This window comes from Thiocapsa marina 5811 (assembly GCF_000223985.1).
In the GTDB taxonomy this organism is placed as follows: Bacteria; Pseudomonadota; Gammaproteobacteria; order Chromatiales; family Chromatiaceae; genus Thiocapsa; species Thiocapsa marina.
The window spans coordinates 84,559-108,567 of sequence record NZ_AFWV01000007.1 but is presented as its reverse complement, the minus strand read 5'-3'; the positions used below and the strand labels follow the sequence as shown (position 1 = coordinate 108,567).

The following is a 24,009-nucleotide window of genomic DNA, read 5'->3' as shown; positions in this document are numbered from 1 at the left end:
CGGCAGCAGGGGGTGGACATGAGCGACCCCTGCCCGCCAACCATCAAAGCCACTTGAAGGCAGAGCGACCCGCATAGGTGGCCTCGTCGCCCAACAGGTCTTCGATCCGCATCAGCTGATTGTATTTGGCGACCCGGTCGGAGCGCGACAGCGAGCCGGTCTTGATCTGGCCCGTGCCGGTCGCGACGACCAAATCGGCAATGGTGGTGTCCTCGGTCTCGCCCGAGCGATGCGAGACGACGGCGGTATAGCCGGCGGCGTGCGCCATGGCGATCGCCTCCAGGGTCTCGGTCAGGGTGCCGATCTGATTGACCTTGATGAGGATGGAGTTGGCGATGCCCTTGTCGATACCTTCCTGCAGGATCTTGGTGTTGGTGACGAAGAGGTCGTCGCCGACGATCTGGACCTTGCCTCCGAGGCGCTCGGTCTGGCGCTTCCAGCCGTCCCAGTCGCCTTCGGCCAAGCCGTCTTCGATGGTGATGATGGGGTATTTGTCGACCCACTCGAGCAGAAGATCGGTCATGCCGTCGGAGTCGAGCGTGCGACCTTCGCCCTTCAGATGATACTTGCCGTCGGTGTAAAACTCGGAGGCCGCCACGTCCATACCGAGATAGATGTCCGAGCCGGCCTTGAATCCCGCCTTGTGGATTGCCTCGAGGATCGCCTCGATCGCCGCCTCGTTCGAGGGCAAGTCGGGGGCGAAACCGCCCTCGTCGCCGACGGCGGTCCCGAGGCCACGCCCGTGCAGCACGGACTTCAGCGCATGGAAGACCTCCGCCCCGTAACGCACCGCCTCGCGGATGCTGGGGGCACCGACCGGCAGGATCATGAACTCCTGGAAGTCCACGCTGTTGTCCGCGTGCTCGCCGCCGTTGATGATGTTCATCATGGGCACGGGGAGACGATAGGGTCCGGTCGCGAGCGACATGAAGAGCGGCAACGCCTTCTCCTGCGCGGCGGCATGCGCGGCTGCGATCGAGACGCCGAGCAGTGCGTTGGCACCGAGACGCGCCTTGTTGTCGGTCCCGTCGAGCGCAATCATGGCGCGATCGAGCGCCGCTTGGTCGCCGACCTCCATGCCGAGGACCGCATCGCGCAACTCGCCTTGGATATTGGCCACGGCCGTCAGGACGCCCTTGCCGCCGAACCGGGAGCGGTCGCCGTCGCGCAGCTCGAGGGCCTCGCGCGAGCCGGTCGAGGCGCCGGACGGAACGATGAAGCGGCCGATTGCGCCCTCGGCGGTGATGACATCGGCCTCGACGGTGGGATTTCCGCGGGAGTCAAGAACCTCGCGGGCACGAACATCGACAATGTCGGACATGATAGGTCTCTCCAAAAACAAGAACGGCGCGATTCTTCAAAAGAATCGCATGAGTGTATTGTGCCTCAGCGGGGATTCTCGCGACGATCGGTACATCGCAGACGCGTGCCCGATCTCGTTGTTCGATTCAAACCGGCTCCGGCAGGGAAGCCCTGAACGCGGCCCCGCTCGTGCAGGCGGGGATCGCCGGGCGTGCCGGCCATACCGAATGTCGCCTCACACCGAATCTCGAGACGCCTGCTCCGCGAAACCGGCCGACTTCACCAAGCGGTCGATCTGAGCCAAGGTCTCGAGCAAGCCTCGCATCTTCTCCAAAGGCCAGGCGTTCGGGCCGTCGCTCAGGGCGACATCGGGATTCGGGTGGGTCTCCATGAAGAGACCGGCGATACCGACCGCCACCGCGGCACGCGCCAAGACCGGGACGAACTCGCGTTGACCGCCGGAGCGATCGCCCTGCCCGCCCGGCAGCTGCACCGAGTGGGTCGCATCGAAGACGACCGGGCAGCCGGTCTCGCGCATCACCGAGAGTGCGCGCATGTCCGAAACCAGGTTGTTGTAGCCGAAGGAAACGCCGCGCTCGCACACCATGATCTGCTCGTTGCCGGTCGCGCGCGCCTTCGCGACCACATGACGCATATCCCAAGGCGCAAGAAACTGACCCTTCTTGATGTTGACGGGCTTGCCTTGGCTCGCGACCGCTTGGATGAAGTTGGTCTGGCGACAGAGAAAGGCCGGGGTCTGGAGGACATCCACCACAGCCGCGACCTCGCCGAGCGGCGTGTCTTCGTGCACGTCGGTCAGGATCGGGACGCCGATGCGCTGGCGCACCCCCTCGAGGATCGCCAGCCCCTGCTCCATCCCCAGACCGCGGAAGCTGCCCGAGGAGGAACGATTGGCCTTGTCGAAGGAGGACTTGTAGATGAAGGGAATCCCCAGGTCGTCGGTCAGCTCTTTCAGCACACCGGCGGTCTCCTCGGCCAGGCCCGCGCTCTCGATCACGCAAGGGCCCGCGATCAGGAAGAGCGGCCGATCCAGCCCGACCTCGAAACCGGGAAAGAGCATCATGCGGGCGTATCCTGCACCAGTTGACGCCGCGTCAGCGCCGCGCGAACGAAACCGCGGAAGAGCGGATGCCCGTCGCGCGGGGTCGAGGTGAATTCCGGATGGAACTGGCAGGCGATGAACCAGGGATGATCCGGGATCTCGACGATCTCCACCAGCCGGTTGTCGAGCGACCAGCCGGAGAAGCGCATACCCGCGTCCTTCATGACGTTCAGATAGCAGATGTTGAACTCGTAGCGATGCCGATGACGCTCGCGGATCTGCGGCTGACCGTAGACGCTGCGCGCCAGGCTGCCGGGCTCCAGACGACAATTCTGACCGCCCAGACGCATCGAGCCGCCCAGATCGACGCCCTCGGCGCGGGTCTCGATCCGGCCGCGCTCGTCGCGCCACTCGGTGATGAGCGCGATCACGGGGTGCGGGGTCTGGCGATCGAACTCCGTGCTGTGTGCGCCTTCCATTCCGGCGACATGCCGCGCGTATTCGATCACGGCGATCTGCATCCCGAGACAGATCCCGAGGTAGGGGATGCGGTGCTCGCGCGCGTAGCGCGCCGCCTGGACTTTACCTTCGATCCCGCGCTCGCCGAACCCGCCCGGCACGAGGATGGCATCGAGCCCGTCGAGACCGTCCGTGCCCTCCTGCTCGATGACCTCCGAATCCAGATAGACGATCTCCACCTTGGTCTTGGTGTGCACGCCCGCGTGGGCGAGCGCCTCGGAGAGCGACTTGTAGGCCTCGGTGAGGTGCATGTACTTGCCGACCATGCCGACGCGCACGACCTGCTCGGGGTGATCGAAGCCCTCCAGGACACGATCCCATTCACGCAGATCGGCCTCGGGGGCCTCGATCCCGAATTGGCGCACCACCAGCTCGTCGAGCTTCTGGTCATGCAGCAGCCGCGGGATGCGATAGATGTTGTCGGCGTCGACCGCGGAGATCACCGCGTCCTCGGTCACGTTGGTGAAGAGCGCGATCTTGCGACGCTCCTCGTCCGGAAGGTGCTTCTCCGCCCGGCACAGCAGGATGTCCGGCTGGATACCGATGGAGCGCAGCTCCTTGACCGAGTGCTGCGTGGGCTTGGTCTTGATCTCCCCGGCGGTGCGGATGTAAGGCACCAACGTCAGGTGCATGAAGAGCGCGTTCTCGCGCCCCTCCTCCACACGCATCTGGCGGATCGCCTCCAGGAAAGGCAGCGACTCGATGTCGCCCACGGTGCCGCCGATCTCGACCATCGCAACATCCGCGCCCTCGGCACCGAGACGGATTGCTTGCTTGATCTCGTCGGTGATGTGCGGAATGACCTGGACGGTTCGCCCGAGATAGTCGCCGCGCCGCTCTTTGCGGATGACGCTCTCGTAGATCTGGCCGGTCGTGAAGTTGTTGTTCCGACCCATCGGGGTGCGCAGAAAGCGCTCGTAGTGGCCCAGATCGAGGTCGGTCTCGGCGCCGTCGTCGGTCACGTAGACCTCGCCGTGCTGGAAGGGACTCATGGTGCCCGGATCCACGTTGATGTAGGGATCGAGCTTGATCATGGTCACCCGCAGACCGCGAGCCTCCAGAAGCGCCCCGAGAGACGCCGACGCGATGCCTTTACCGAGCGACGAGACGACACCGCCGGTGATGAAGATGAACTTGGTCATGGGGGTAGAGGAGGCAGTCGAGGGCAATGGCCCGGATCCGCCGACAAACTACCAAAAACCCCGCAACGGCTCAATGCGAATGCCGGCATTCCCCGCCGCGGCGGGCAGCCGCATGGTAAGAATTCCGGCCGGGCGCGAGCGCGCCGGGCACCGCCGCGCTTGACCTTCACAAAATCGAGCGGGCTGCGTATAGTCACCGCGGTTTCGCAAATGACGAAACACACCCTCTCGGCGTTGCGGGCGCTCGGCAGGATCGGGCGCCGCCGCAGCGGCCTTGATCGATGTCGTAGAACAAACAGAGGAGCGTCAACGATGCGTCAGACAGCAAGATTGATGAGTGCAGCCGCAATCGCAGGTGCCGCCGCCTTCGCAGTGAGTCCGGCCCAGGCGTGGTGGGGTCCGGGCTGGGGCGGTCCGGGCTACGGCGGCTACGGCCCCGGTTACGGCTCCGGCCTCGGCGACCTGTTCGGCGACATGCTCGGCGACGGCTGGGGTGATTTCAATATGAACATGAGCGGCGGCGGTCGCGGCTACGGGCGTGGTCGCGGCTACGGCTACGGACGTGGTTACGGATACGGCTATCCGGGCTACGGCTACGGTTACCCCGGCTACGGCTATGGCTATCCGGGTTACGGCGCCCCCTACTACGGCGCGCCCTACGCGGCGCCCTATGCCGCACCGGCAGCTCCCGCGACCGGCGAAGCGAAGTAGACCGGTCGCAGATTCGACATGCTTGCGTCAAGGCCGCGCCCGCAAGGGCGCGGCCTTTTTTGCGGGTTGAGGTCGCGCTGATGACAAGAAGATAATCTTCGCTTGATCCAGATCAAGCGGCGGTTCAAAATCTGACGACCGAAGACCGAGGGGCGATGCCGTGAGCCAGCACAAAGTAATCTCTTTGGAGACCATTCGCGTCGCCTGCAGGAACTGCTCCCTGTCATCGCTGTGCTTGCCCATGGGCCTTGCGCCGGACGATGTCGAGAGACTGGACGAGATCGTAAAGCGGACCCGCCCGCTTCATAGGGGCGACTTCTTGTTTCGCGACGGGGACCGTTTTCGTTCGCTCTATGTCGTGAAGACCGGCTCCGTGAAGACGTTCGCGCCGAGCCCCGAGGGCGGCGAGCAGGTGCTGGGTTTCCATCTTCCCGGCGAGGTGATCGGACTGGATGCGATCGACAAGGACATCCATGCCTGCTCGGCAAAGGTCCTCGAGACATCCGCAATCTGCGAGGTCCCCTTCACCCGACTCGAAGAGCTCACGGCGACGATTCCCAGCCTGCAACATCAGATGTATCGCCTGCTCAGCAAAGAGATCGGGCATGATACGGACATGCTCCTGCTTCTCGGCAAAAAGAACGCCGAGGAGCGGCTCGCCGCCTTCCTGCTCAGCCTGTCCAAGCGTCTGCACAAACGCGGGTTGTCCGCGACCGACTTCTATCTGAGCATGTCCCGACACGAGATCGGCAATTATCTGGGACTCGCCGTCGAGACCGTCAGCCGACTCTTTACGCGCTTTCAGGACGACGGCCTGATGAACGTCGACCGCAAGCACATTCAGCTTCTCGATTTAGCCACGCTGGAGTCGCTGGTCGGCGGCGCCGGACAGAATCGCCGCCAACAGCAGCAGAGCTAAACTGCGCCCGGTACGGTATGTGATGTTCGGAGGGTTGGATCCGCCTCGGAGCGATCGACAGCCCCTGGAGACGGCGCAGTTCAGGAGACTGAAACCCTAAAAAGCATCTCCACCGAGGCTGCGTGGACCTCCGGGGCCACACACGACGAAACCGCGGGCGGCGTCATCACTCGGCGCGAAGCCAAACACACCCATCGGCACTTGCAGCCTGGATCGCCGCGAGGCGCTCGGCATGGGCGGCGAGCGCGACCGGATCGGCCTGAATCACCCGCAATCGGGGCCGACTCGGATCCAACCGGCCGCGCGGCCGCGCGGCAGACCCGGCGTGAGAGGGCGTGGCGAACTCCTCGCCGAGGCTCAACGCCACCTGCCCGCCGGTCATGGCGAGATAGACATCCGCCAGGATCTCGGCATCGAGCAGAGCGCCGTGCAGGTCGCGGTGGCGATGATCCACGCCGTAGCGCTTGCACAAGGCATCGAGGCTGTTGCGCTGCCCCGGATGCATGCGACGCGCCATAATCAACGTGTCCGTCACCTCGCACAGGTCTGCGATCCGGGACGCTTCGGCATTCCAGCCCGCGATCTCGCGATCGAGAAAGCCGAGATCGAAGGCCGCGTTGTGGATGATCAGCTCGGCCCCTTTCACGTAGTCCAGGAAGCTCTCGGCGATCTCGGGGAAACGCGGCTTGTCGGCGAGAAAGGCGTTGGTGATCCCGTGCACGTCGGAGGCACCGGCATCGATCTGCCGATCCGGTTGGAGATAGCGGTGGAAGTTATTTCCGGTCAGGCGGCGGTCGATCAGCTCGACACATCCGATCTCGATGATGCGATGGCCGGCTTGGGGGTCGAGACCTGTGGTCTCCGTATCGAGTACGATCTGCCTCATTTAAACCGCATCCCTAGTGTAAACCGCTGCGTTGCAGGCAAGCGAATCCCCGAGGACTCCACATCCCCCGTACCTGACGCGGTTTAAAGAGCGAAATTCAAGGATCTGAATCGCGTCTGCACCGACGGGAGCCGAGTCATGCGACGCCGAGTCGAATCGAAAATTGCGCATGTCTTACCGGACGCGATTCAGCCCGCGACCCCTCGATTCGCCAGCCGGTCGGCACGCTCGTTCTCGGCGTGCCCGGCATGGCCCTTGACCCACTTCCAGCGCACCTGATGAGCGCCGATTGCGGAATCCAGACGCTCCCAGAGGTCGCGGTTCTTCACCGGCTTACGATCGGCGGTACGCCAACCGTTGCGCTTCCAGCGCGGCATCCATTCTTCGACGCCTCGCTTCACATACTGGGAGTCGGTGACGATCTCGAGAAAGGTCGGACGTTTCATGGCCTCCAGCGCCATGATGACCGCCATCAACTCCATACGGTTGTTGGTGGTCGCGCGCTCGCCGCCGCACAGCTCCTTCTCGACCTCCCCCCAGCGCAACAGGACACCCCAGCCCCCGGGCCCCGGATTGCCCTTGCAGGCACCGTCGGTGTAGGCACGCACGCAATCAGGCATGACCGGCTCGGCGGGTCGTCGGCTCCGCTGCTCCGCCGCGCAACAGCGAGCGCCGCCCCCAAGCCGGGCGCAGCGGCGTCAAGGTCGCGACGCGTTTGACGGCGCGAATCGAATAGACCCCGCCCAAGATCGGCCAGAGGCGTCGCCCCAGGGTATCGAAGGCGGAAAAGCTCGGCCCGAGGGCACGTCGGAACGGCGGGCGAAACATGATGTGCTCTCGAACCTCGATATCGAAACCCAACACGGACAACCAATCCTCGATTTGATGAGCGGTGCGGAAGCGCCCGCACCAGGGCACCTGCGCAGCGGAGCCGCTCAGCAGGGACCAAAGACCCCAGGCACTGAGCGCGTTGAACCCCAATACGATCACGCGACCCTCCGGGATCAGAACCCGCTCGACCTCGCGCAACACCGCGTCCGGGTCAGGCGAAAAATCCAGGGTATGCGGCAGCAGAAGAGCATCGACCGAATCGCTGGCGAGCGGCAGCCGGCTCGGCCATCCAACGACCTCGCGCCCCCCGTGGCCGGATGGATGCTCGCAGGGCATCAGGATCCGATGGCGGATCCGACTCGAGGCCATCGCGTCTCGAAAGCTCTCGGTCACGCCGATCTGGACCAGGTAATAGCCGAAGGTGTCGCTCAGCAGCCGCTGAACGCACGCACTCTCGAGCGCCGCCACCTCGGCTCCGAGCGGCGACCGATACCAATCTTGTAGTCTTGCCAGGGGCGAGCCCGGACCCTTGCGCACAGTCATGCCGATGCCTCTTCGAGAGACGCATGTTAACCGTGATTGCGCGTACTGTCGTGCGGGCGTAGAGGCGAATTTCCCGTAGCCGGACCTGGAATTGACGGCCATCTTTGGGTATCATGCTTTCCTAATTCCTAGAAAACGCAATTAAACAATCACTTACTAGGGATTTTTAGGGGGAAAACATGCCTGATGCCGCTCGTTTAGCGCGCGCGCTCGGCGCGCTCGGCGTACTGACGCTGCTCTTGAACGGTTGCGCGACGGAGAATCGGGTTGTCGAGGACGACCTCGGAGTCTCCGGCTACTCAGGCATGGTATCCGCCCGGGAGTATGGCTATGTCCGCCCGGCTACGGATGTCGTCGTCATGGAGAGACGCACCGCCGGGCGCGGGGATTCGCGCGGTGACCTCTGGAACCGCGTCCGCGCCGGGATGACCCTCGATCTCTACGCGGATGCGCGCATCGACAGTACGGTCGAGCGCTTCCGTCGAGACCCCCAGTATCTCTCCAAGTTGTCCCGCCAAGGGACGCCCTATCTCCACATGATCGTGACCGAGATCGAGCGTCGCGGACTGCCGATGGAGCTCGCCTTCCTGCCCCACGTGGAAAGCCGGTTCAATCCGGTTGCCACATCGCCCAAGGCAGCCGCCGGTATCTGGCAGTTCATGCCCTACACCGGGCTCGAAATGGGGTTGCGACAAGACGCCTGGTACGACGGCCGACGCGACCCGCTGGCGTCTACCGGCGCAGCGCTCGACTATCTCGAACAGCTCAACCGACGCTTCGACGGCGACTGGGCGCTCGCAATGGCCGCGTACAACTGCGGTCCGGGTCGCGTCGCTGCGGCACAGGCCGCCAATCGCCGCAGCGGCAAACCGACGGATTACTGGTCGCTGAGCCTGCCGAACGAAACCAAGCAATACGTCCCTCAGATTCTAGCCACCGCTCGCTTGGTTGCCGCGCCGACGCGCTACGGCATCAACCTCCCGCCGGTGCCCGATCGCCCGCAACTGGAGGTGATCCGCACGCTTCAACCGCTGGACTTGGGCAGCGTCGCCTCCGCGACCGGTGTTCAGCTCTACGAGCTGCAACGCCTCAACCCCGCCCTCAAGCTCGGACGCACCGCCCCCGGCGGTCCCGGCTATATCCTGGTGCCCTCGGGAAGCGGGCAGCGGATCGGCAAGAAGATGGGCCGAGTCCAGATCATGCCGGCCATGGCCTCCGTGGTCCGCACCAGTGCCGCACGCTCCGGTGGTACCGCTCGGCCCATGACCGCCACGCGCTCGAAGGCCGCACTCGCCGAGCGCAGCAAGATCCATGTCGTGAAGGGCGGCGAGACCATTGCCTCGATCGCGCGCGCCAACGGCATCGAGCCGCGCACGCTTGCCGAGCTCAACGGCATCTCCGTTCGCGAGCCGCTGCTTTCGGGCCAGACACTCGAGGTCCAAGCGACCGATGACTCCGCCTTGATCAAACACTTGGTCACCAAGGGCGATTCGGTCAAGACGTTGGCAAAACGCTACGGCGTCAGCGTCAAGGATCTCAAGCGCTGGAATCAGCTTGCCGATACACGACTGACTCCGGGCGATCTGATCCTCATCTATCCGCCGGGGCGTGCCCCGACATCCTGACGCCGGCGCGTGTCGGCTGATACACTGGTCGAAAGTGCGCGACCGCGCCCGGGGGCGCGCGATAGGATAGGTCCGATGAACAATCACAAGAACGTCTTGGGTGAGCCGCTCGAGATCTGCTCGCGCGAACCCGTGACAGGTTTCACGCGCAGTGGCGAGTGCGAGACCGGCCCACAGGATCCTGGATCCCATACGGTTTGCGCACGCATGACCCGCGAGTTCCTCGAGCTGAGCCTCGCCCGGGGCAACGACTTGGTGACACCCCAACCCGAGTACGGTTTCCCCGGCCTCAAACCGGGCGACCGCTGGTGTCTGTGCGCCGCGCGTTGGCAGGAGGCACTCGAAGCCGGCGCGGCCCCGCGCGTCGCCCTCAGGGCGACCCACGAGCGCGCCCTCGAGGTCGTGAGTCTGGCCGACCTGAAGTCACATGCCTTGGATCTCTCGTAAACAGAGACCGAGCGCGGGGTCGGCACGTGGTTCACCAGGTCTCGCCCTGATCATCACTGCGTTCGTTTCGGCCGTTTCGGCACCCGCGACTGCAATGTCGTATCTACCCTTGCCGCAGCCGAGCCGACCTGAAACCGGCACCCGCGCTCATCCCGTCGGCCTGGGTGCGGCGGATCGCTTGGTCGTCAAGAAGGCCGAGCGCCGCCTCTACCTCATGCGGGATGACCAGCCGCTGCGGAGCTACGAGATTGCCCTCGGGTTTCAACCCATCGGGCACAAGACACGCGAAGGCGACGGGCGTACTCCGGAGGGACGGTACCTGATCGACCGGCGAAACGACCGAAGCCGTTTCCACAAAGCACTGCACATTTCCTATCCGAACCCGGGCGACCGGCTACGCGCCGAGCATCGCGGAGAGCCGCCTGGAGGAATGATCCTGATCCACGGCCAGCCGAACGGAAAAAGCCGCTCGACGCGGATCGAGGACGACTGGACACTGGGTTGCATCGCGGTCTCCGACCGGGAGATCGACGAGATTTGGTCACTCACCGTCGACGGGACACCGATCGAGATTCTGCCATGAACCCTCAACCTTCGAAATCGCGCGTCGTTGCGATCGGCGGGCGCATGCTCTCTTGGATCGAGGTTCTCGGTCTCGTCGCGATCGCCATCGCGACGGTCGTCGCCGGTATCCAGGAGATCATCGAGATGGTGAGCCGGCGCGAGGTCGGCCTCGGCGATCTTCTCTTGCTCTTCATCTATCTCGAGGTGCTGACGATGGTCGGCATCTACCTGCAATCAGGCGCCTTGCCGATCCGCATGCCGCTCTACATCGCGATGGTTGCCCTTGCCCGACACCTGATCCTCGACATGAAGGAGATCACCGAGACCGAGATCATCGCAACCTCGGCCGCCATCCTGATTCTGGCCGGGGCCGTACTCCTGATTCGTTTCGGGCATGTCCGCTTTCCCTATCACCTCTCCAACCGGGACGAAGGCGCACCCTGATCGCGGGTCAGATCGGGCGACATCTTTTCGATACACGCGCATTCTAACCGGGATGAATCGATCGATGCCGCAACCGAGCGATATCACCGGCGTCATCCTGGCCGGAGGCCGCGGGCGTCGTATGGGTGGCATCGACAAAGGGCTCGCGGAGCTTGCGGGCCGGCCGCTCGTTGAATGGGCGCTGGATGCACTCGAACCGCAGGTCGGAACGCTGCTCATCAACGCAAACCGCCACCGCGAAACCTATGCGAGGTATGGCATCCCGGTAATCGCAGACCTCGACTCGGGATTCAACGGCCCCCTCGCCGGGATGCTGAGTGCAATGCGCGCCGCGCGAACCGACTGGATTCTGACCGTCCCCTGTGACGGCCCCCTGCTGCCGCCCGATCTGGCACACCGTCTCATCACGGCGTTGCGCTCGGGCAATGCCCCTTTGGCGACGGTCATTGAAAGGGAGCGCATCCACCCGGTCTATTCGCTCATGCCGGTCTCGCTCGAACAGACGCTTGCCGCCGATCTCGCGGGAGGCATGCGCAAGGTCATGGATTGGATCGCCCGACACCGCCCGGCGCTCGCGGATTTCAGCGATCGACCGCAGGCGTTCTGCAATATGAATTCGGCGGAGGACGTCGCGCGGCTCGAGTCGCAATTGCTGCTCTCGAGATGAGGCGGCGACAACAGCCGGATCAATGCCGAGGTTGAGATCCGGCGAAACGCGATAAAACAAAATGCTCTCAAGGGCCGAGGCCCATTGAGAGCAGTGCGACGGGGGCCGGGTGCCGCAGACCGAATCCGATTAAAACCTTTGGCTTCGTCGGATCAAGCCGTTCAGCTCGGCTCCGGGTGGTGTCGCAACCTCAGTCGGGGGTCACGTTCTCCGCCTGCGGACCCTTGGGGCCTTGCGTGACTTCCATGGTCACGCGTTGACCCTCGAGCAACGTCTTACGACCCGATCCATTGATGGCACTATGATGGACAAAGACGTCTTTGCCGCCCTCGCGCTCAATGAAGCCATATCCCTTCTCGTCATTGAACCACTTGACCGTCCCGGAAACCAATTCACCTGGCATATCAACCTCATCACTTAACGGACCAACCGGAGTTGGCTTTACTTAAACCCAGCCTTGCAGAAAGGCTAGTGTGTCCTCCACTCGATCTGGAGTGGAATCTGAATCAAGACCATCTGACTCAGTCTTTATCATGCGTCGGATCCCGGTCACCAAAGGGCGGTCCATGGTTCGCGTGCAGCATGCCTTAACCGGATTTTCTTGTCGTTCTCTACCTAAAGCAACGTGCAGCCCGAGCAACGCACCATACCCGAGGACATCCCCGTTCCGATAGCCCGTCGATCGGGGCAGATCGAAACGCACCTCTCGCCCGATGCGCCGAACCGGACGCGACTACGTCTAATGGAAGTCGGATGCTCATCGACACGGAATGAAAGAGGGGGAAAAATAAAGTGCGGATGTCGGAATGGGGTCGATCGTCTGATCTCGAGATTTGATCTCGCACAAGACAGGCCTCAAACGGTGCGGCTCGATTCGACGCAGCAGGCCGGAATTCCTTGCGCGGGGCTTTCACTTGCTCCTAGTGTACCGCGAAATTCGGAAAATGCGCGCCCATTGCGGCCATCGGAGTAAAAAAATTTGCGCAAGCACGGAACCTCTCAGTCGGAGCGTTCGGGGCCCTGCCACGCCGGACCGGAGCTGGACTCGACCCGCTGAATGCTGGGATACATCAGATTCTGGTAAGGCATGCTGACGAAATGCCCCTGAATCGCGTCCACACCCGCGGCGGTCAGCATCGGCAGAAGCTCGGCGTTGTCGACCGCCAACGCGATCACCCGCATGCCCTCCTTCTGCGCACACTGCACCAGCGCTTTCACGGCCGCTTGCGGGACACGCCGCTCGACCAACCCCTGGGTCATCGTGCGCGCGAGTTTCACATGGGTGATGAGGTCGCTGTGCTCGGCGAGAAAGGCGCAATCATCCAGACCGGCATCCTCGATCAAGAGGCCGTGACTCTTCGTTTGCAGTGACCGCGCAAACCGCTCCAAGGCCGCCCGCGCATCGGTAAAGGCGGACTTGCGCACCTCGATGACCACCGAGCCGCGCGCAAGGCGGGCAGCCGAAATAAAAGCCCCGAGCGCCTTCACCGTCTCCGCGGAGCTCAAGGTTTCGGTCGCGACATTGATGAACAGCACCGCGTCCTGCGCTCCCCCCTCCTGCATCTCCTGAAGCGTCGCCAAGGCGCGGCGCAGGATCCACAGGTCGATCTTGGTCATCCAGCCGGCAGACTCCAGGACGGGCAGAAACTCGGAGGGCATCAGCAGTTTTCCGGTACCGTCCTTGAGGCGCACCAGGGTCTCGAACATACTGCGATGCTCTTCATGGGTGCTGAGCGAGATGATCGGCTGAAACTCGAGCGTGAGCCCGCCGGCATCGATGAGCGCGCGGATACGCGCCTGATCGGACACCGGACTCTCGCCGGGGGCGGCGACGGCGGCCGGGACATCCTCCGTGCCCGGACGCGCCGCGCGACTCAGGTCATGGATCGTCGCGAGCATGACCGGCCGCGGGACATCCGGGTCGAGGATGCCGGCCGTGCGGCGAAGAACGCGCAGCTCCTTTCGAATCGCGCAGCTCCGCAGCTCGCGCTCGCACACCATCAAAAGATGCTCGATCTCGTCTCGCACGACCAGGTCTGCGGCGCCGAGGCGATAGCTCTGCTGCACACTCAAAGGACTCTCGGCCGCCTTCACCAGGACCAGAGAGGCATCCAGATCGTCCCGAAAGGGCAGGATTGCAGTGTCGACGCCGAGACCTTCGACGCTCTCGCCGTCGCACAGGATCAGATCCCACCAACCCGCGCGGTCCAAGGCGTTGCGGAGACCTTCTGGCGTGGAGACCTCGGTCAGATCGACTGCCGTACCCCGTCGGTTCAGGAGCGCTCCGATGCGAAGATCCGACGGTTCCGGGTCGATGCAGAGGATTTGCTTCGCTTTGCTCATTGCGATTGGACTGGGCCGCGCACCGATCGTGGTGAAGTGCCAAAACCATACGGTGCGCCGGCCTTCAAGACAAGAGGCGTCGCCGCAACGGTTCCGAACGCGCGCGTCAGGCCCGTAGACAATGCACGCGACGGGTCTCGCTCAAACGCGTCTCCTCGGGATACGTCCGTGAACAGGCATCGAACGCATCCGGACAGCGGGGGTGAAAGTAGCAGCCCGAGGGCGGGTGGCTCGGTGAGGGCATGTCGCCTTCGAGACGTATCACCGAACGCCGCTTTTCACGGTCGATCACAGGCACGGCCGAGAGGAGCGCGCGGGTATAGGGATGGCGCGGGTCATCCAGAACCTCGTCGACCCGCCCGCGCTCGACCACGCGTCCGAGATACATAACCGCCACCTCGTGCGCCAGATAGGCCACCACCGAGATGTCGTGCGTGATGAAGAGATAGGCAAGCCCGAGCCGATCCTGGAGGTCCTTCAACAGGTTGAGGATCTGGGCCTGGACCGAGACATCCAGCGCGCTGGTCGGCTCGTCGCAGACGATCAGCTTGGGCTCGACCGCGAGCGCGCGGGCGATGCAGATGCGCTGACGCTGGCCGCCGGAGAATTCGTGCGGGTAGCGCTCGACGGCGTCCGCGTCCATACCGACCAGATCGAGGAGCTCGGCGACACGCCGCATCCGGCCGGCCCGACTGCGCTCGATCCCGAGCGCCTGGAGACCCTCGCCGATCAGATCGCCGACCAGCATGCGCGGATTCATCGCCGCGTAGGGATCCTGAAAGATGATTTGAAGGTCTTTGCGGAAGGCACGCATGCGACGATGCCCCAGCCCGACAAGCTCCTCGCCCCGATAACGGATCGAGCCGTCGGTCGGCCTCGTCAGCTGCAGGATGCCTTTGCCGGCGGTCGTCTTGCCGCAGCCGGACTCGCCGACCAACGCCAGGGTGCGGCCCGGGGTCAGATCGAAGGTCAGGCCGTCGACCGCGCGGACCTGTCCGACGACACGCCGAAAAAAACCGTCGTGGATCGGGAAGTGGACCTTGAGATCCCGGACCTGCAGCATGGGAGCATGGGCCGCGGCCGGATCCTGCGCGGACTCGGGGACGAATGACGTCGCAGCCGCCGGATCGCCGGTCTCGCGCTGCAAACCGTCGGGCAGAACGCCACCGTGCTCCCAGAGATGACAGCGCACCCCTTGCCCGGTGTCGAGCTCGCGCCAGATGGGCGCTTGGTCACGACACCGCGGCATGACCGCATAACAACGCTCGGCAAACCGACAGCCGACGAACGCCTGATCCAGGTGCGGGACCCGCCCCGGGATCACGGCCAGACGCGCGCTGCGTTTGTCCGCGCCGGGCATGCTCTCCATCAGCTTGCGGCTATAAGGATGCGCCGGCGCGGCGAAGAAGGCATCGGTCGTCGCGGTCTCCAGGATCTGGCCTGCGTACATCACGGCCAAGCGATCCGCTGTCTCGGCGACCACGCCGAGATCGTGGGTGATCAGGAGCACCGCCATTCCGGTCTTCGCCTGGAGGTCCTTCAGCAGCCGAAGGACCTGGGCCTGGATGGTGACGTCCAGCGCGGTGGTCGGCTCGTCGGCAATCAGGAGCTGCGGGTCGCCGGCCAAGGCCATCGCAATCATGATGCGCTGCTTCATGCCGCCCGAGAGCTGGTGCGGGTACTCGTCGACTCGCCGGGCCGGATCCGGGATACCCACCGCGCGCATGAGCTCCACGACACGCGCCGGGATCCGATCGCGCGATCCACCCTCGTGAACCCGGACCGCCTCGGCGATTTGATCGCCGACGCTCATGACCGGGTTGAGCGAGGTTTGCGGCTCCTGGAAGATCATGGCCACGCGCCCGCCGCGGACTTGGCGCATCTCGGCCTCGGTCAGGCGCAGCAGGTCGGTTCCGGCCAACCGCACCGCGCCTGCCGTGACCCGTCCGGACGGCGGTAGAAGCCGCATCAGCGAGAGTGCCGTCATGGACTTGCCGCATCCGGACTCACCGAGCAGCACGAAGGTCTCGCCACGGCGAATCTCGAGATCGATCCCGTCGACGACCCGAACGGGCCGCGCGGCATCTCCGAGCAGCGTCGTCAGTCCGGAGACCTCAAGCAGCACATCGGACGCCATCAGACACTCACCCTCTCGTTTCGGGAATACGCGATCGAGCCGCTCGCGCGCAGGCACGCGGCGGGCTCGTCAACGCGATCAGCGTGCACCCTTGAGCCTCGGGTCGAAGGCATCGCGCACCACGTCCGCGAAGAGGTTCGCCGCGAGCACCAGCGCGAACATGAAGACGAACGCGGCGGCCAGGGACCACCAAACGACCGGATCACGGGCCAGCTCGAGCCGCGCGCTGTTGATCATGTTGCCCCATGAGTTCATGGTCGGATCGACACCGATGTTGATGTAGGAAAGCACGGCCTCGGCGAGCACCAGGCCGCTGAAGTCCAGCACCAGCGTGATCAGCACGATATGCATGACATTGGGCAGGATATGCCGGCCGATCAGGGTAAAGTGACCGACGCCGAGGGCCGTGGAGGCCTGCACATAGTCGACCTCGCGCAACTTCAGCGCCTCCCCGCGCAGCAGTCGGCAGAGCCCGGTCCAACTGGTCACGCCCAGGATCAGCACCAGAAACAGCAGGCGCAGATCGGCGCGCTCGACCAGGCTCGCGAAGTCGTCGGCGTGGTTGCTCATGTAGACCTGCAGCAAGAGGATCGCCGCGGCGATCAGGAGCACGCCCGGGATGGAATTCAGCGTGGTATAGAGATACTGGATGAGGTCGTCGACCCAGCCCCTGAAATAACCGGCCATGATGCCGAGCAAGACCGCGGCGGGCAGCATCACCAGGGTGGTGAGTGTTCCGATCAGAAGCCCGGTGCGGATGCTCTTCAGCGTCTGATAGAAGACGTCCTCGCCGACCTTGTCCGTCCCCAGGATGTGGTACGCAAGCGCCAGCTCGCCGGCAACGGCGCTCAGCACCAGCATGATCCCGAGCATCGCAAGCGCGATCCGCCAAGGGATCGGCGTGCGTCCGGCAAGGATCGCCGCGCGGGTCGCCGCCGATGTCTCCCCGCGCGAACGGGCAATCAGCCAAAGGATACCCGTCGCCAGCAGCGCCCAGATCACCAGGCCTTGCAGCGCACCCCACGCGGCGCGCCAGGCGATGTCGAAGCCGCGCTGTCGCGCTGGATCCTCCAGGTGCGCACCGCCGTACTCCAGCCTCGGAAAGTCACGCACGAGGGTTCCGTCCGGCTGCTCGATCGCCTCCTTCACGAAGAGATGGGTGGCGAACGGCGCCGAATAGGTCTTTTCCTGACGCTCGCGCAGCCCGCTCAACGCCAGGTCGAGCAGACTCAAGACCTCGGGCGAATAGCGGGTCTCGGCGCTGTCGTCGCCTTGCGGGTCGAGTGCAAGCCGAAAATGCACCGTATCGAGCAGCCCGACAACGACATAGAAGCCGAGCACGACGAGGGTCGCCACGCCTACCCTGGAACGCACCACCCGCCGCCAAGGTGCGCGCATGTGCTCGTACCGCGAGGCATAGAGCACGAAGGCCGCGATCAACGTCAGCAGCAGAAACACCAAAGCATCGGTCCAGAGCACGACCGGCATCACGCTCATGGCTGGCTTCCCAAGCCACCGGACAGGTCAGCGATTCGACTCCAGCCTCCAGCCGCCAGCCGCCAGCCGCCTGCGGATGTCGATCGTGCGGGAAGCCGGCAGCAGGAGGCCGGAGGCAGGCGGCTGGAGGCGCTCTTGATCATGGCTGTAATCTGACCCGCGGATCCACCAAGGTGTACGAGATATCCGTCAGGATCAGCCCGAGGATATAGAGCACGGCCCCGAGGAAGACCATCGAGCGCACGATCGCGAAATCCTGGCTGTTGATGGCGTCGATCGTGTAGCTGCCCAGCCCCGGAATCCCGAAGAAGGATTCGGTGATCAGACTGCCCATGAAGAGCAGCGGCAGCACGACCACGACGCCGGTCAGAATGGGGATCAGTGCGTTCTGCAGGACATGGCGGAAGAGCACGCGCCGCTCGCCGAGACCCTTGGCCCTGGCGGTGCGCACGTAGTCTTTGGAGATCTCCTCCAGAAAGAGGGTGCGATACCAGCGTGTGCCGGCCCCGATCCCGCCGATCACGCCCACGATCACAGGAAGGATCAGGAACTTCCAAGCCTCGATACCCGTGTCGTATCCGGAGATGGGGACCAGGTGGAAGAGCTTACCGAGCAGAAACTGTCCGCCGATGATGTAGAAGAGGCCCGAGATCGACATCATAGCCACCAACAGGACGACGCTGCCGATATCCAGATAGGTCGCGCGAAAGAAGACGATGAAGAGGGCGTAGGAGATATTGAAGGCGAGTCCGACCAGCAGCACCGGCACGGCGATGGCCAGACTCGGCCACATGCGTCGGGAGATGTCGTAGCCGATGTCGCGACCGTTGTCGGAGGAGCCGAAGTCGAAGACGAACAAGCGTATCGATTTCTCGAAAAAGATGGTCTCGGTGAAGCGCCCGAGGCCGGAGGCATCCGGGTTGTAGAGCAGCGGCCGGTCGTAGCCGTGCTCTTGCTTCCAGGTCTGGATCGCCTCCTCCGTGACCCGTTTCTCGCCGAGATGCATCCGTGCCATGTCGTCGGGGGCGTTGACCACGAAGAAGAGCACGAAGGTGATGAGGTTCACCCCGATCAGGATCGGGATCGCATAGATCAACCGTCGGATGATGTAGGCCGTCACAGTGCGGTGCTCCGCTCGCGCCGCCATACCAACCAGAGTGCCGGGAGGACAATCACCACGAGGAGCCCCCCGACCGCCCACAGCGGCCAAAGGATCGGCGGATTCCAGTCACGGCGCAGCTGCGCCCGCAGCTCGGGGTCGACCCGGCGGTACTTGAGCGTGTTGTTCGCCATCTGGTTCGGACTGGCGTTGTACATCCATCGATGATGCAGACTGAACGCCTTGGGATTGAAACCCCAGAGCCAGGGCGCGTCGGTGCGGGCGATCTCGACCATGCGATCGATCGCGGCCTGACGCTCCGGGCCGTCGTCCATGAAGCGCATCGCATTGAAGAGACGATCGAATTCCGGATTGACATAGTTCGACGCGTTCTCGCCTTGATGCTCGACCTTGCCGTTCGGCCCGTAGAGCAGGAAGAGGAAGTTCTCCGGGTCGGGATAGTCCGCGTTCCAACCCCACATGAAGACCTGCCCGGTCCCGTTGCGGATCTTCTCCTGAAAACGGTTGTAGTCGGTCGAACGGATCACAAGCTCGATACCGAGCTTGGCGAACTGCTTGCGGATCCAGTTCAGACGGGCGCGGTCGTCCGGGCCGGTCGCGATCGCCTCGTAGTTGATCGTGAGTGCCCGCCCGGTCGCTTGGTCGCGACCGCCTGGATACCCGGCCTGCTCCATCAGGACGCGGGCCTCGTCGAGACTCCGACGCACGGCCCGGCCATCGACCCATTCGTAGACGAACGGATTGATCCCCGCCTCTCCCTCGCGGTAGCCGAAGATCCCGGGCGGGATCGGGCCTTGCGCGACCAGGCCGCGACCGTTGGTGAAGATGGAGATGAACTCCTCGAAGTCCACCGCGATGGCGATGGCCCGGCGCAGGAGGCGCGCCCTCTCCGAGTCCCCGCCGATCACGGGATCGAGCATGTTGAATCCCATGTACATGACGGATGGCTCGACCGATGTCAGCAGGCTGATCCCGCGCTCGCGCATCGCATCGGTGAGTACCGGCTCGCCCCCGGCATCGATCTGAACGGCTTGATCGAAGGCGTCGGAGGCGATCCCGGAGCTGTCGTAGAAGCCCTGCAGGAACTTGTTCCAGCGCGGGATGCTTTCCTTCTCGAGGCTATAGATGGCCTCGTCGATGAAGGGCATCGGCCGGCCGGCATCGGCGAGGATCCCGGATGCCGTATCCTCCGGCATGCCCTCGCTCGGATAAGGTTCGCCGCGGAAATTCGGATTACGCTCGAGCACCATCCGCAGGTTTGGATTGTTCTCGCCGAGCATGAAGGGACCGGTGCCGACCGGATACCAGTCCAGCATGATGTTGCGCTCGCGCAGCCCCGGCTGAGCGTAGAAGACCTCCGCCTCCCACGGCATGGGGGCGAAGAAGGGCATGGCGAGCCAGTAGGCGAACTGCGGATACTTTCCCTTGACACTGATACGGTAACTGTAGGGATCGACGACCTCGACACCGGCGATCTCGGATGCCCGGAGTCGGGCCACACGCCCCGCTGGATCCGTTTCCGCCATCTGCGCGAGACCATCCGCATACGCATCGAACCCGATGATATGCTTTCGCATTACCGCGGCGATCGGCGAATGCGTCCAGGGCGCGGCAAGTCGCTTGATCTGATGAACATAGTCCGCCGCGGTCAGCTCGCGTGTTCCGGTCCGCTCGAAGTCTCCGAGCTGGTTGATGCCGCGTAAATCGCGCGCGGTCGGTGCGCGATCCTCGCCCGCCTCGTCCGCTGCAAAGGCCGGATGTGGCTGATAGCGAATCCCGGACTGGATGCGGATCAGGTAGTCGCTGCGATGGATCGACTCGGCCGGTGCATCCCGAGGAAGCGGATTCCCGTCGATGTCGAAGTAGGCCGGCTCGGGTACTTCGAGCGCCGTAAGCGGCACCAGACGGTAGGGGCGCAGCAGAAAATGGTACTGCAGCGGCGGCTCGTAGATCTGCGCGAGGAAGGCATACTCGTCGGCACTGTAGGAGCGCGCCGGATCAAGGTGCTTGGGCCGCTCGGCGAACGAGCTGTAGACCCGATTACCGGTCGCATCGCCCGCTGGATAGGGATCGTTCCAGGGTACCTCGCCGCAGCCCGCCAACAGCAAGGCGGCCAAGCCAAACAGGAGACCTCCCCGGACGTCGAACCGCTCGCTTGACCGCACGCCAGACCCTTTCACCGATAACCGAGTTTCTGTAATGTTAGCCCCGCAAATGGGGGTAAGACGAGAGATTGCACCGGGCTTTAGGTCATCGCACCGAGGCGGATGCGTCGCGCGTCGGGACTGCGACGGCGTCGATCGCAATGACCGTGCACATCTCTTCCGAGGGCGGATCGAACCCTGCCCGACCGACCCTCCCCGACCGACCTGCGCGCCATCCGGCGCCGCCCACTGAACGCACACAGAACGGAAGAGATATCGAATTATGGGATTCCTAAGCGGAAAGAAGATCCTCGTCACCGGGGTCGCCAGCAACCGATCCATCGCCTGGGGTTGTGCCGAGGCGATGCACCGCGAGGGTGCCGAGATCGCCTTGACCTACCAGAACGACAAGCTCAAGTCCCGCGTCGAAGACATGGCGGCGAAGTGCGGCTCTGATCTGACCTTTCCGCTCGACGTCGGCAGCGACACCGAGATCGATGCGCTTTTCGCTGCGCTATCCGAGCGTTGGGACGGCTTGGACGGCATCGTGCATTCGGTGGCCTTCGCACCGCGCGATCAGCTCGAGGGGGACTACGTCGACGCGGTCACGCGCGAGGGCTTCGGGACCGCCCACGACATCAGCTCCTATAGCTTCGCGGCACTCGCCAAGGCGAGTCGCAGCATGATGGAGGGCCGCAACGGCGCACTCGTGACCATGACCTATTTGGGCGCCGTGCGCGCGGTTCCCAACTACAACGTCATGGGCGTCGCGAAGGCGAGCCTGGAGGCGAACATGCGCTATCTCGCGGCATCGCTCGGGCCGCACGGTACGCGCGTGAATGCCGTCTCCGCCGGTCCCATCCGCACGCTTGCCGCGGCCGGGATCTCGGATTTTCGCGACATGCTGAAGAAGGTCGAGGAACGCACGCCGCTGCGGCGCAACGTCACGATCGAGGAGGTCGGTAATGCCGCCGCCTTTCTCTGCTCGGATCTGGCGAGCGGCATCACGGGTGACGTCGTGTACGTCGACACCGGGTACCACATCCTGGGCCTAGGCTGAGGTCACGTCGGGTCACCCGCGCCGCCGGGGCGCGGGTGTGAAGCCGGAATCAGAGGTCGGACGTCGTCTTGAGCGGATTGCGTTCCACCTTGGCACGCATTTCCATATCCGCGAGCATCGCGTCGTAGACGTGGCGCCCGAGCAATTGGACGAGCATCTCGGCCTCGGATGCGGATGACGGCCCCTCCGGCGGCGTCACCTCGCCATCCTTGATCTGCGTAACGCCGACGACCGCCACGTCTCCATCCTCCAGCACCGCCGTGCCGACACTCGGCACGCCGTCGCCGGGCGCGGCCAGCGTGAAGGCCAACCCGCGAATCGGTGCCGGGACGCTCTGCAGATCCCGACCCACCGCCCCGGGAGTCTCGAGCACCGCCGACGGGATCGCCTCGGACCAGCTCGTACCTTGCCGAAGCCGCTCGGCAGCGCTCTCGGCCGCCTGCAGTGCCGCCTCGCGGGCGCGCTCCGAACGCAGCGCCTCGACGATCTCGTCGCGCACCTCCTCGAGCGGCTTCACCGCCGCCACGCGGTGATCGGCAACGCGCAGGACAACGGCTCGAAGGACATCGCGCTCGGGCTCGATCAGATCGCTGTTGTTGCGACCGCCGAGAACCTCGTCGCTGAACGCCGCACCCATGACACGCGGATACGCAAAGACGCCCTCCCCGCCTTCGCGCCCGAGCCAATCGCTTTGCTGAAGCGCCAGGCCGAGCTCGTCGGCTGCCGGCTCGAGGCTATCCGGCGATTCGTAAGCGACGTTCGCGAGCCGCTCGCCGAGGTCGTAGAAAAGCGATTCCGCGCGCTGGCGCGAGACCTCGGCACGCAGCTCGTCCTTGACCTCGTCGAATGATTTCACCGCCGCTGGAACGATCTCGGTCACCTCGATCAGATGATAGCCGAAGCGCGTGCGGACAGGCTCGCTGAGCTCGCCTGCCGGGAGGCCGAAGGCGACCGTATCGAAGACGGGGTCCATGAGACCCTGCTCGATCGTCCCCAACGAGCCACCCTCGCTCGCGCTCCCCGGATCCTGCGACTCGGACCGCGCAACCTCCTCGAACGCCTCGCCCGCGAGGATCCGATCCCGAATCGCCTGCAACCGAGACTCGACGGCCTGCGCAGCGGCCTCGTCGGCGTCTGGCGGAACCGTGAGAAGAAGATGGCGAACGCTGCGCTGTTCGGGCTGACCGAAGCGCGACCGATCCTCCTCGTAGACGCGCCGAAGCTCGTCGTCGCCGATCTCCGCGCCCTTCGCGAGCTCCGCGACATCGAGCACCAGATAATCCAGCTTGACCGTTTCCGGGCTTTGAAACCGCGCCGCATTCGCGTCGTAGAAGGCCTGGATCTCCTCCTCGCCGATCGGTGCATCGCTTCGGAAATCCGCGACGGGCATCACGGCATACGACAGTTCTCGGGTCTGACCAACGAGTCGCCGATAATCGTCGAGCTCCCGGCTCGTGATGAGCTCGCTTCCGACGACGGCCCGCAGCAACTGGTTACCGATCAATTGCTGACGCAGCTGCTCTTCGAATTGCGCGGGAGAAAGCCCTTGCATGCTCAGCAGTCTTTCGTAAGCCTCGCGATCGAACCGACCATCGCGCTGAAAGGCCGACTCGGCAAGTATCTGCATGCGAACCTCCTCGTCGGACACGCGCATGCCGATACGGTTGGACACGTCGAGAAGGAGCGTTTGCCGAATCATGTCGTCGAGGACCTCGGCACGCAGGCGTCCTTCCTCGAAGAGCGCCGGGTCGTACGCTGCGCCGAGACGCTCGCGCAGCTCAAGGCGGGCCTGTTGTGCACGCCGACTCAGGTCACGGTCCGTGATTTCGACGCCGTTGACGGTCGCGACGACCGGCTCGCCGCCGACACCGAGGTAAGACTGAATACCCCAAAGGGCAAAAGGAATACTGATGAGTGCGACGATGACCCAGGCGAGCCAGCCCTGGGCACGTTCCCGAATGGCTTGAAGCATGAGGCGCTCAACTGCTGATTGGGACGGTGGAGGACGGATCCGGGAGAGGAATCGGGGATACCGATTGCGGTAT

General features: G+C 64.2%; 21 protein-coding genes. 8 read left to right on the top strand and 13 right to left on the bottom strand.

What is annotated here, in order from left to right; genetic code table 11:
* Positions 1-43 precede the first annotated feature (43 nt).
* From eno to THIMADRAFT_RS11380, 3 genes are all read right to left on the bottom strand, one after another.
* Complete coding sequence (gene eno / locus THIMADRAFT_RS11390; RefSeq protein ID WP_007193185.1) at positions 44-1,321, bottom strand: phosphopyruvate hydratase; 1,278 nt, start codon at positions 1,319-1,321, stop codon at positions 44-46.
* A 216-nt stretch (positions 1,322-1,537) separates the two neighbouring features.
* The gene (gene kdsA / locus THIMADRAFT_RS11385; protein ID WP_007193184.1) at positions 1,538-2,386 is read right to left on the bottom strand and encodes a 3-deoxy-8-phosphooctulonate synthase; all 849 of its coding nucleotides are present in this window, start codon (positions 2,384-2,386) and stop codon (positions 1,538-1,540) included.
* The gene (locus THIMADRAFT_RS11380) at positions 2,383-4,026 is read right to left on the bottom strand and encodes a CTP synthase (protein ID WP_007193183.1); all 1,644 of its coding nucleotides are present in this window, start codon (positions 4,024-4,026) and stop codon (positions 2,383-2,385) included. The genes kdsA and THIMADRAFT_RS11380 overlap by 4 nt, the downstream gene beginning before the upstream one ends.
* A gap of 312 nt (positions 4,027-4,338) precedes the next feature.
* Between THIMADRAFT_RS11380 and THIMADRAFT_RS11375 the strand changes: the two genes are divergently transcribed.
* Together THIMADRAFT_RS11375 and fnr are read left to right on the top strand one after the other, a co-directional pair.
* A complete protein-coding gene (locus tag THIMADRAFT_RS11375; RefSeq protein WP_007193182.1) occupies positions 4,339-4,737 on the top strand; it encodes a sulfur globule family protein in 399 nt (132 codons plus the stop codon).
* 160 nt (positions 4,738-4,897) lie between these two features.
* Positions 4,898-5,656, top strand: a complete 759-nt coding sequence (fnr, locus tag THIMADRAFT_RS11370; protein ID WP_007193181.1) for a fumarate/nitrate reduction transcriptional regulator Fnr — start codon at positions 4,898-4,900, stop codon at positions 5,654-5,656.
* A gap of 166 nt (positions 5,657-5,822) precedes the next feature.
* On the opposite strand, the gene dnaQ is transcribed toward fnr, so the two are convergent.
* The 3 genes from dnaQ to THIMADRAFT_RS11355 all read right to left on the bottom strand — a co-directional run bounded on the left by dnaQ (position 5,823) and on the right by THIMADRAFT_RS11355 (position 7,916).
* Complete coding sequence (gene dnaQ, locus THIMADRAFT_RS11365; protein ID WP_007193180.1) at positions 5,823-6,542, bottom strand: DNA polymerase III subunit epsilon; 720 nt, start codon at positions 6,540-6,542, stop codon at positions 5,823-5,825.
* A 188-nt stretch (positions 6,543-6,730) separates the two neighbouring features.
* Positions 6,731-7,162: a ribonuclease HI gene (gene rnhA / locus THIMADRAFT_RS11360; RefSeq protein ID WP_007193179.1), complete on the bottom strand. Its 432-nt coding sequence runs from the start codon at positions 7,160-7,162 to the stop codon at positions 6,731-6,733.
* The gene (locus THIMADRAFT_RS11355) at positions 7,155-7,916 is read right to left on the bottom strand and encodes a class I SAM-dependent methyltransferase (RefSeq protein WP_007193178.1); all 762 of its coding nucleotides are present in this window, start codon (positions 7,914-7,916) and stop codon (positions 7,155-7,157) included. The genes rnhA and THIMADRAFT_RS11355 overlap by 8 nt, the downstream gene beginning before the upstream one ends.
* A gap of 179 nt (positions 7,917-8,095) precedes the next feature.
* Between THIMADRAFT_RS11355 and THIMADRAFT_RS11350 the strand changes: the two genes are divergently transcribed.
* From THIMADRAFT_RS11350 to mobA, 5 genes are all read left to right on the top strand, one after another.
* Positions 8,096-9,541, top strand: a complete 1,446-nt coding sequence (locus tag THIMADRAFT_RS11350) for a transglycosylase SLT domain-containing protein (protein WP_007193177.1) — start codon at positions 8,096-8,098, stop codon at positions 9,539-9,541.
* Between the two features lie 75 nt (positions 9,542-9,616).
* A complete protein-coding gene (locus THIMADRAFT_RS11345; protein ID WP_007193176.1) occupies positions 9,617-9,988 on the top strand; it encodes a DUF2237 family protein in 372 nt (123 codons plus the stop codon).
* Between the two features lie 94 nt (positions 9,989-10,082).
* The gene (locus tag THIMADRAFT_RS11340) at positions 10,083-10,571 is read left to right on the top strand and encodes a L,D-transpeptidase family protein (protein ID WP_007193175.1); all 489 of its coding nucleotides are present in this window, start codon (positions 10,083-10,085) and stop codon (positions 10,569-10,571) included.
* Positions 10,568-10,996: a phosphate-starvation-inducible protein PsiE gene (locus THIMADRAFT_RS11335; RefSeq protein ID WP_007193174.1), complete on the top strand. Its 429-nt coding sequence runs from the start codon at positions 10,568-10,570 to the stop codon at positions 10,994-10,996. The genes THIMADRAFT_RS11340 and THIMADRAFT_RS11335 overlap by 4 nt, the downstream gene beginning before the upstream one ends.
* Before the next feature lie 64 nt (positions 10,997-11,060).
* Positions 11,061-11,663, top strand: coding sequence for a molybdenum cofactor guanylyltransferase MobA (mobA, locus tag THIMADRAFT_RS11330; RefSeq protein WP_007193173.1), 603 nt, complete (start codon positions 11,061-11,063; stop codon positions 11,661-11,663).
* A 190-nt stretch (positions 11,664-11,853) separates the two neighbouring features.
* Here the strand turns inward: mobA and THIMADRAFT_RS11325 are convergent, their stop codons facing one another.
* The 6 genes from THIMADRAFT_RS11325 to THIMADRAFT_RS11300 all read right to left on the bottom strand — a co-directional run bounded on the left by THIMADRAFT_RS11325 (position 11,854) and on the right by THIMADRAFT_RS11300 (position 20,877).
* Positions 11,854-12,066: a cold-shock protein gene (locus tag THIMADRAFT_RS11325; protein ID WP_007193172.1), complete on the bottom strand. Its 213-nt coding sequence runs from the start codon at positions 12,064-12,066 to the stop codon at positions 11,854-11,856.
* 596 nt (positions 12,067-12,662) lie between these two features.
* Positions 12,663-14,006 (bottom strand): EAL domain-containing protein, encoded by a 1,344-nt coding sequence (locus THIMADRAFT_RS11320; RefSeq protein WP_007193171.1) that lies wholly within the window; start codon positions 14,004-14,006, stop codon positions 12,663-12,665.
* 106 nt (positions 14,007-14,112) lie between these two features.
* Complete coding sequence (locus THIMADRAFT_RS11315; RefSeq protein ID WP_007193170.1) at positions 14,113-16,143, bottom strand: ABC transporter ATP-binding protein; 2,031 nt, start codon at positions 16,141-16,143, stop codon at positions 14,113-14,115.
* Between the two features lie 78 nt (positions 16,144-16,221).
* Complete coding sequence (locus THIMADRAFT_RS11310) at positions 16,222-17,640, bottom strand: ABC transporter permease (protein ID WP_007193169.1); 1,419 nt, start codon at positions 17,638-17,640, stop codon at positions 16,222-16,224.
* Between the two features lie 139 nt (positions 17,641-17,779).
* Positions 17,780-18,760 (bottom strand): ABC transporter permease, encoded by a 981-nt coding sequence (locus THIMADRAFT_RS11305; RefSeq protein WP_007193168.1) that lies wholly within the window; start codon positions 18,758-18,760, stop codon positions 17,780-17,782.
* Positions 18,757-20,877, bottom strand: a complete 2,121-nt coding sequence (locus tag THIMADRAFT_RS11300) for an ABC transporter substrate-binding protein (protein ID WP_233490239.1) — start codon at positions 20,875-20,877, stop codon at positions 18,757-18,759. The genes THIMADRAFT_RS11305 and THIMADRAFT_RS11300 overlap by 4 nt, the downstream gene beginning before the upstream one ends.
* Positions 20,878-21,187: 310 nt before the next feature.
* Between THIMADRAFT_RS11300 and THIMADRAFT_RS11295 the strand changes: the two genes are divergently transcribed.
* The gene (locus tag THIMADRAFT_RS11295) at positions 21,188-21,964 is read left to right on the top strand and encodes an enoyl-ACP reductase FabI (RefSeq protein ID WP_007193166.1); all 777 of its coding nucleotides are present in this window, start codon (positions 21,188-21,190) and stop codon (positions 21,962-21,964) included.
* 49 nt (positions 21,965-22,013) lie between these two features.
* On the opposite strand, the gene THIMADRAFT_RS11290 is transcribed toward THIMADRAFT_RS11295, so the two are convergent.
* A complete protein-coding gene (locus THIMADRAFT_RS11290) occupies positions 22,014-23,936 on the bottom strand; it encodes a SurA N-terminal domain-containing protein (protein ID WP_007193165.1) in 1,923 nt (640 codons plus the stop codon).
* Positions 23,937-24,009 lie beyond the last annotated feature (73 nt).

Bases quoted from the DNA above. Each gene is read 5' to 3' on its own strand.
- kdsA (WP_007193184.1), bottom strand. From the start codon at position 2,386: ATGATGCTCTTTCCCGGTTTCGAGGTCGGGCTGGATCGGCCGCTCTTC.
- THIMADRAFT_RS11290 (WP_007193165.1), bottom strand. From the start codon at position 23,936: ATGCTTCAAGCCATTCGGGAACGTGCCCAGGGCTGGCTCGCCTGGGTC.
- THIMADRAFT_RS11380 (WP_007193183.1), bottom strand. From the start codon at position 4,026: ATGACCAAGTTCATCTTCATCACCGGCGGTGTCGTCTCGTCGCTCGGT.
- THIMADRAFT_RS11310 (WP_007193169.1), bottom strand. From the start codon at position 17,640: ATGAGCGTGATGCCGGTCGTGCTCTGGACCGATGCTTTGGTGTTTCTG.
- THIMADRAFT_RS11375 (WP_007193182.1), top strand. From the start codon at position 4,339: ATGCGTCAGACAGCAAGATTGATGAGTGCAGCCGCAATCGCAGGTGCC.
- THIMADRAFT_RS11340 (WP_007193175.1), top strand. From the start codon at position 10,083: ATGTCGTATCTACCCTTGCCGCAGCCGAGCCGACCTGAAACCGGCACC.
- THIMADRAFT_RS11325 (WP_007193172.1), bottom strand. From the start codon at position 12,066: ATGCCAGGTGAATTGGTTTCCGGGACGGTCAAGTGGTTCAATGACGAG.
- THIMADRAFT_RS11355 (WP_007193178.1), bottom strand. From the start codon at position 7,916: ATGACTGTGCGCAAGGGTCCGGGCTCGCCCCTGGCAAGACTACAAGAT.
- THIMADRAFT_RS11315 (WP_007193170.1), bottom strand. From the start codon at position 16,143: ATGGCGTCCGATGTGCTGCTTGAGGTCTCCGGACTGACGACGCTGCTC.
- eno (WP_007193185.1), bottom strand. From the start codon at position 1,321: ATGTCCGACATTGTCGATGTTCGTGCCCGCGAGGTTCTTGACTCCCGC.
- dnaQ (WP_007193180.1), bottom strand. From the start codon at position 6,542: ATGAGGCAGATCGTACTCGATACGGAGACCACAGGTCTCGACCCCCAA.
- rnhA (WP_007193179.1), bottom strand. From the start codon at position 7,162: ATGCCTGATTGCGTGCGTGCCTACACCGACGGTGCCTGCAAGGGCAAT.
- THIMADRAFT_RS11335 (WP_007193174.1), top strand. From the start codon at position 10,568: ATGAACCCTCAACCTTCGAAATCGCGCGTCGTTGCGATCGGCGGGCGC.
- THIMADRAFT_RS11295 (WP_007193166.1), top strand. From the start codon at position 21,188: ATGGGATTCCTAAGCGGAAAGAAGATCCTCGTCACCGGGGTCGCCAGC.
- THIMADRAFT_RS11345 (WP_007193176.1), top strand. From the start codon at position 9,617: ATGAACAATCACAAGAACGTCTTGGGTGAGCCGCTCGAGATCTGCTCG.
- THIMADRAFT_RS11320 (WP_007193171.1), bottom strand. From the start codon at position 14,006: ATGAGCAAAGCGAAGCAAATCCTCTGCATCGACCCGGAACCGTCGGAT.
- mobA (WP_007193173.1), top strand. From the start codon at position 11,061: ATGCCGCAACCGAGCGATATCACCGGCGTCATCCTGGCCGGAGGCCGC.
- THIMADRAFT_RS11350 (WP_007193177.1), top strand. From the start codon at position 8,096: ATGCCTGATGCCGCTCGTTTAGCGCGCGCGCTCGGCGCGCTCGGCGTA.